Raw genomic sequence first — 6,372 nt, 5'->3', positions numbered from 1 at the left:
GGATTCAGACCCCACCTACACCCTTGATTCCGAAGAGCCCCAAAACCTTAGTCCTGAACATACGGTCAGGGCTAGAACATGTTCACAGTTGCCTCGGCAACTAACTTGGAACAGTGCACAATTGCCGGTGGCAATTTGTGCATTTCGCTAGTGAGGTGGCGACAATTGCACAGTGCCTCCAGATTGCACGGTGCCCCTAGATTGCACAGTGGCCGGAGTGACGACGCCAGCAGCTAGCGCCCACCCACCCGGCGATTAATCAATCGCAAGAAGGCATCGGGCGAGACCTGGGCGAGCGCCCGCATCCACGTTGCCTGAAACCCAACGGAGTGATGCACGCCACCGCGTTGCGGCCGCCGCACGATACCGATGATGGTGCGTGCCACATCATCAGGCACGAGCTTTACGCCGAGTCCGCGGGTCGACGCAATATCGACGCCATTGAGTAGCCCCGTGCCAACATAGAGCGGCCACACCGCGCGCACCGCGATGCCCTGCGGCGCCCATTCCAAGTCGAGCGCTTCGGTGAGCCCGCGCACCGCGAACTTCGAGGCCGAATAGCTCGCGAGATCGGCCTGGCCGTAGATCGCCGACGCCGAACAGAGATTGATCACGGTGCCCTGCGCCGCCGCGAGCGCATCGTGACAGGTGAAGCATCCGAGCATGGTGCCGGTCGCGTTGATCTCGAGCGTGCGACGCTGGCGCGCGAAGTCGATCTCTTCAAATGCTCCGGCGGCGAGGATGCCCGCATTATTGATGAGCACATCGAGCTTCCCGTGCTCGCCCACCACCGCCGAGAGCGCCTCGCGCCACTGCGACTCATCGGTGACATCGAGGATGCCCGTGATGAGCTGGTCAGCGTTCGGTACCTCGGTGCGCAGTCGCTCGAGCCCCGACGCATCCACGTCGAAGGCCCCGACGCGAAACCCGGCGCGCAACAATCGTGCGACGGTGGCGGAGCCGATGCCGCCCGCGGCGCCGGTGACAATCGCGGTGCGCTTGCGGCGCCCGCTCCGACTCGTCGGGGTCGTGTTGGCGCCTGCGTGTTCGCTCATGTCGCGAGCGTATCGGCGCGAAGTTTCGGGTCGCCTGCATCTGCCGCGGCGTAACCTGACGGAGTGCGCAACGACGACACTGCTCCCGATGTTTACGTCATCGGCGCAGGCCCAGCTGGCCTCGCCGCCGCGGCCGAACTTGATCACGCGGGCTTGCGGGCGCGCATCCTCGATCACGGCCCCGAGCCCGGTCACGTGTGGCGCGGACACTACGATCGCCTGCACCTGCACACCCCGCGCGAGCTGTCGCACTTGCCGCGACTGCCGATCCCGCGTCGCTTCGGCCGCTGGGTCACCCGTGACGATGTCGCGCGCTATCTGCGCGGCTATGCGCGCATCCTCGGGCTCGACATTGAGCAGGGTGTCACGGTCGAACGCCTGAGCCGCGAGGATGCGGTCTGGGCGCTCGACTGCGCCGACGGCGTGACCCGACGCGCACCGTTCGTCGTCGTTGCGACCGGCTACAACCGCACGCTCGTGCCGCCACACGTGCCGGGCCTCGAGAGCTTCACCGGCCGCATCCTGATCTCGAGCGACTATCGCAATGGCGCCGAGTTCGCAGGCACCCGAGTGCTCGTCGTCGGCACCGGCAACTCGGGGATGGAGATTGCGGTCGACCTCGTCGAGCACGGCGCCAAGGTGCAGCTCGCCGTGCGCACGCCGCCGCATATCGTGCGCCGGGCGACCGGCTGGTGGACCGCCGCGCACAATGGCATCCTCATCCGCCACGTGCCGACAGCGATTGCGAACCGCATCGCGGCCGGGATGCAGCGGCTCACGATCCCCGACCTGCGACCGCACGGCCTAGCCCGGCCGGAAGAGGGCCTCCTCACCCGCGTACGCCGAGATCGCGCGATCCCGGTGCAAGATGTCGGCATTGTCGACGCGATTCGCGACGGCCGGGTGACGCCGGTCGCAGCGCTCGCCGGTTTCGATGGCGCTGAGGCCGTGCTTGCCGATGGCACGCGCCTCACCCCCGATGCGGTCGTGCTCGCCACCGGTTATCGGGCCGACCTCGAGCCGCTCGTGGGGCACCTGGCGTTGCTGGATGCATCCGGCTTGCCGATTGTGCGCGGCGGCCACACCGCGCCGCACGCGCCGGGCCTGTGGTTTACCGGCTTCACCAATCCCATTAGCGGAATGTTCCGTGAGTTCCGCTTGGACGCCCGGAAAATCGCCCGAATGGCTCGGAAGGAGGCCGCCGCCAAGGGGTAACCGCGGTGCTAGCCTCGCCAGGATGAGCGAAACGCAAAGAAGCGTTGCCGGCGCACCCCGCGGCGGAACGTCGTGGTTGATGTCGATGCAGGGGGCACTCGCCCTCGCCGCGACCATGGGGATCGGTCGCTTCGTCTTCACCCCGGCGCTCGGCGCGATGACCGCGCAAGACGCGATCACCCGCGAGGCCGGTGCCGCGCTCGCCTCCGCGAACTACGGCGGGTACCTCCTTGGCGCACTCATCATGCTCGTGGGGCGGCCGCTGCAGCGGCCCTGGCCATTCCGTATTGCGCTGCTCGCGCTCGCGGCAACGATGGTGCTCATGACCCTGCCCTCGCAGGAGGTCTGGTTTGTCGCCCGCTTCATCGCCGGACTCGCGAGCGCCATTGCCTTTGTCGCGGTGGCGCAGGCGGTGGCGACTCGTCGCGCTGAGGGGTTTGATCCGGGTGTCGTCTACGCGGGCCTCGGTGCCGGCGTCGCGCTCACCGGCGTCGTTGGCGGCCTCACGGCGTCGCTGCCGTGGGAATCTCAGTGATCTGGCGGTTCGACCCGACCCCGGGAGAATTGCCGCGCCCACAATCGATGGGCCAGCCGGTCGTACCGCGCCTGCGCACCTCGTGGTGGCTCCTCTTTATTCAGTACGGGCTTCAGGGCGCTGGCTACATCATCCTCGGCACCTTCCTCGTCGTGCTCGTCAACGATGAGGTCTCGGATGTGCTTGGTCCCTGGTTCTGGGTCGTCGCGGGCCTTGTCGCAGTGCCGTCGACGTCGATTTGGCGCCGCATTGCCGATCGCTTCAGCCCCGCCATCGCGCTCGCGATGGTGCTCGGGCTGCAGACGATCGCCGCGCTCCTGCCCGTCGTCATCGGCGGCATGGTCGCAGCCCTGCTGTCAGCGGCGCTCTTCGGCGGCACCTTCATCGCCGCAGTCATGCTCGCGACCGGCATGATCAACCTCGGCGTCAAGGGCGCCGCCGCGCGCCTCACCGCGCTCTACAGCGTCGGCCAATTGCTCGGGCCGCTCGCAGTACTGCCGCTCGTCGGCAGCGGCTACACCGGGGCATTCGCGGTTGCCGCGGGTATCAATGGTGCGGCCTTCCTCCTCGCCATCGGCCTCGTGCTCTCGCTCCGTCCGCGCCGCGCAACCGACTGAGGTGTCGCTGGCCCCGGCTACTATTGCCGCTGGCAGTATCGGGGCAGATAGAGGATGCGGATGAGCAGGCAGCGACGGCCGCGACGTCTCGGCGTGGTGGCGCTCGCGGGGATGCTTGTTGGTGCGCTCGCGCTCGGCATCGCTGGCGGTGGTGGCGTGGCCGCAGCCCTGCGTAAGCCCGAGCCTCCCGCGCCATTGGAGCCGGCAGTGCTCATCGAACCGCAAGCCGCTCCGGCCCTAGCGCTCCCAGCGACCGAGGCGCGCATGTGCTCGGTCGACTGGGCAATCAACGCCCCGGCGGCACTCAACTTCCGCGGTGTCATCGTGAACGCTGAGACCGACGAAGTGCTCTTCGAGCGCGAGCCGCACACGGCGGTGACCACCGCATCCACGATGAAACTCATCACCGCCGTCACCGCAATGACGGTGCTCGGGCCAGACACCCGCTTCCCAACTCGGGTGGTGCCGGGAGACGTGCCCGGGAGCGTCGTGCTCGTCGGTGGTGGGGATCCGACCCTGCGCTCGGGGGCCACGAGCTATTACCAGGATGCGGCGGGCATGAGCGATCTCGCAGCCCAAGTGCAGGGCGCGGGCGGCGCGAGCATCGTCGGCACAGACGATTCGCTCTTCTCGGGGGCCGCGTGGCAACCGACCTGGGATGACATCGACCGCGTCGACGGCTACATCGCGCCGATCTCTGCGCTCATGGTCGATGCAGGCCGCCGCAATCCGAACGACCAATACTCCACGCGCACCACCACCTCTGAACGCGATGCTGGTGCAGCGCTCGCGGGCGCGCTCCGGGCCACGCTGAGCGAGAGCGTCGCACCGATGCCGGGGGCCGCACCGATCGCCGAAGTGTGGTCACCGCCGGTTTCGGAACTCGTCGGCGTCATGCTGCTCGACAGCGACAATGTCATCGCCGAAACCCTCGCTCGGCTCGTCGCAATCGAGCTTGGTGTCGGCAACGACTTCGGTGCGGTCAACGCGGCCCAGCAACAGGCATTGGCCGCGGTCGGCCTCGATGTGAGCGCGTTCTTTGGGGCCGACGGCTCGGGGCTCTCACCCGACAACCAAGCCAATGCGACACTCCTCCTCGAGGTGCTCGACCTCATCCAAACCTCACCTGAACTTTCGGGGCTGCGCGAACTGCTCCCGCAGAACCAGCTCTCGGGCACGCTCAAAGACCGGATGTTCGGCATCCCCGCCGGTGCCATTGCAGCGAAGACCGGGTTCATCAACGCGATCTACGCGCTTGCCGGCTGGGCGGAGCTGCCCGATGGCACAACGTTGCGCTTTGCCCTCTTTGTCGAGCGTGACGCCGGGTCGACGACACCGGTGAACCTCGGCAACCGCGCAGCCCTCGATGAGATCGTCACCGCCGTGTATGCCTGCGGCACGTCGCTCTCGAACAACTAGGGCCGGTGCGGATTCGCGAGTGATCTGCATCCGATTCGGAGGCGCGTGCGCAACACTGCCCGTATGACTCGAGCCCTACTCATTGTCGACGTGCAAAACGACTTCACCGAGGGTGGTGCGCTCGGTTGCAATGGCGGCGCGCAGGTCGCCCGCAGCGTGACCGAACTCATCCACACCGGAAGCTACGACCTCGTCGCCGCCTCGCGCGATTGGCACGACCCCAATAGCGACAACGGTGGCCACATCTCCGAACATCCCGATTTCGTCGATACCTGGCCACCGCACTGCATTGCCGACACCCACGGCGCGAAATATCATCCCGGGCTTGAGGCCGACCACATCGATCTCCACGTGCGCAAAGGCATGGGGGTGCCCGCCTACTCGGCATTTGAGGGCGAACTCGACGACGGCAGCAAGCTCGCCGACGCCCTGCGCGCTCGCGATGTGGATGCGCTCGATATCGTCGGCATCGCGACCGACCACTGCGTGCGGGCTTCGGCGCTGGACGCGCTCGCGGCCGGATTCTCGGTGCGGGTGCTCGCCGATCTCACGGCACCGGTGTCGGCGGCCGCGGGGGAGGCCGCGCTCGAGGAAGTACGCGCGGCGGGCGGCGAAGTTGCCGACAGCGATGCGGTGCGCTCCGAGGTGCCCGAGCCCTAAGCCACATGCGGGCCCCGTGCGCGGGACGCGTCGGCCGAGTACGATTCCGAGGCGGCCCGCATCCGGGTTGCGAGAGATTTCCTTGGAGTGCTGACGTGACCGACCTCGCCCACCTGCGCGATCTTGCCGCCACTGAGCGGCGCACGATCGTTGAGCGGCGCGTGCGGCGCGGCGAGGACCCGGCCGAGGTGTTCGCTGAGCTCCCCGAGATCGACGACTATGTGGTGCGTTCGTTGCGCGATGATGCGCTCGCGGCCGAGGGGCTGACTGCCGAGTATGCGCTCGCACGGTTGCTGCAAGACGATGTGCGTGACGATGCCGCTGAGCATCGTCGCAACGCCGATGCCGTGGACGCCCGCATCTTCCGCACGATCGGGCTCGAGCATCCCGAACTCACGAGGGCCGTGTGGCGCGCCCTCGGCGATGTGGTGGAGGATCCCCTGTGACGGTTGAGATCGCGGTCATTGCCGAGCAGCCGCTTGATCTTGCCGCGCACCTCGCCGCTGTCGAGCACACTGGCGCCGGTGCGGTGGCGAGTTTTCTGGGCATCGTGCGAGATCACGACCCGGGGGCGACCGGGGAGGTGACGCGGCTGGAGTACTCGGCGCATCCCTCTGCCCCCGAGGTGCTCGCTCGCATCGCGGGGGATCTTGACCGCCCCGAGCTGCGCATCGCGGTGAGCCATCGCATTGGTTCGCTCGTCGTGGGCGATGCGGCGATTGTGGCCTGCGTGTCGAGTGCGCATCGGGCTGAGGCGTTCGACGTGTGCCGCGAGCTGGTCGAGCGCGTAAAGCACGAGCTCCCCGTGTGGAAGCGGCAGCACGCCGCCGACGGCACCACGAATTGGGTGGGGATCAGCTAGGACGGGCGG

At 67.6% G+C, this 6,372-nt stretch carries 8 protein-coding genes; 7 read left to right on the top strand and 1 reads right to left on the bottom strand.

Going from position 1 to position 6,372, the window contains the following annotated elements:
- Nucleotides 1–233: 233 nt before the first annotated feature.
- Nucleotides 234–1,055, bottom strand: coding sequence for an SDR family oxidoreductase (locus tag EG850_RS07530; RefSeq protein ID WP_124972128.1), 822 nt, complete (start codon nt 1,053–1,055; stop codon nt 234–236).
- A 63-nt stretch (nt 1,056–1,118) separates the two neighbouring features.
- Between EG850_RS07530 and EG850_RS07525 the strand changes: the two genes are divergently transcribed.
- The 7 genes from EG850_RS07525 (at nt 1,119) to EG850_RS07495 (ending at nt 6,363) form a co-directional block, all read left to right on the top strand.
- Nucleotides 1,119–2,270 carry a flavin-containing monooxygenase gene (locus tag EG850_RS07525; RefSeq protein WP_124972126.1) on the top strand — a complete coding sequence of 384 codons (1,152 nt, stop codon included), beginning with the start codon at nt 1,119–1,121 and terminating at the stop codon, nt 2,268–2,270.
- A 22-nt stretch (nt 2,271–2,292) separates the two neighbouring features.
- Nucleotides 2,293–2,805, top strand: a complete 513-nt coding sequence (locus EG850_RS13660; RefSeq protein ID WP_124972124.1) for a YbfB/YjiJ family MFS transporter — start codon at nt 2,293–2,295, stop codon at nt 2,803–2,805.
- Nucleotides 2,802–3,422 (top strand): YbfB/YjiJ family MFS transporter, encoded by a 621-nt coding sequence (locus EG850_RS13655; protein WP_124972122.1) that lies wholly within the window; start codon nt 2,802–2,804, stop codon nt 3,420–3,422. The genes EG850_RS13660 and EG850_RS13655 overlap by 4 nt, the downstream gene beginning before the upstream one ends.
- 60 nt (nt 3,423–3,482) lie before the next feature.
- The gene (locus EG850_RS07510) at nt 3,483–4,841 is read left to right on the top strand and encodes a D-alanyl-D-alanine carboxypeptidase/D-alanyl-D-alanine-endopeptidase (RefSeq protein WP_185714979.1); all 1,359 of its coding nucleotides are present in this window, start codon (nt 3,483–3,485) and stop codon (nt 4,839–4,841) included.
- A 63-nt stretch (nt 4,842–4,904) separates the two neighbouring features.
- The gene (locus tag EG850_RS07505) at nt 4,905–5,501 is read left to right on the top strand and encodes an isochorismatase family protein (RefSeq protein WP_124972118.1); all 597 of its coding nucleotides are present in this window, start codon (nt 4,905–4,907) and stop codon (nt 5,499–5,501) included.
- A gap of 95 nt (nt 5,502–5,596) precedes the next feature.
- Nucleotides 5,597–5,947 (top strand): hypothetical protein, encoded by a 351-nt coding sequence (locus tag EG850_RS07500; RefSeq protein ID WP_124972116.1) that lies wholly within the window; start codon nt 5,597–5,599, stop codon nt 5,945–5,947.
- The gene (locus EG850_RS07495; RefSeq protein WP_124972114.1) at nt 5,944–6,363 is read left to right on the top strand and encodes a molybdenum cofactor biosynthesis protein MoaE; all 420 of its coding nucleotides are present in this window, start codon (nt 5,944–5,946) and stop codon (nt 6,361–6,363) included. The genes EG850_RS07500 and EG850_RS07495 overlap by 4 nt, the downstream gene beginning before the upstream one ends.
- Nucleotides 6,364–6,372: the final 9 nt, after the last annotated feature.

The sequence above is a fragment of the Gulosibacter macacae genome, assembly GCF_003865375.1.
Lineage (GTDB): Bacteria > Actinomycetota > Actinomycetes > Actinomycetales > Microbacteriaceae > Gulosibacter > Gulosibacter macacae.
This window is presented reverse-complemented; position numbering and strand designations above follow the sequence as displayed.

What these genes read in the sequence shown, in the direction of transcription:
- EG850_RS07510 (WP_185714979.1), top strand. Translation starts at nt 3,483, where the DNA reads ATGAGCAGGCAGCGACGGCCGCGACGTCTCGGCGTGGTGGCGCTCGCG.
- EG850_RS07530 (WP_124972128.1), bottom strand. Translation starts at nt 1,055, where the DNA reads ATGAGCGAACACGCAGGCGCCAACACGACCCCGACGAGTCGGAGCGGG.
- EG850_RS13660 (WP_124972124.1), top strand. Translation starts at nt 2,293, where the DNA reads ATGAGCGAAACGCAAAGAAGCGTTGCCGGCGCACCCCGCGGCGGAACG.
- EG850_RS07505 (WP_124972118.1), top strand. Translation starts at nt 4,905, where the DNA reads ATGACTCGAGCCCTACTCATTGTCGACGTGCAAAACGACTTCACCGAG.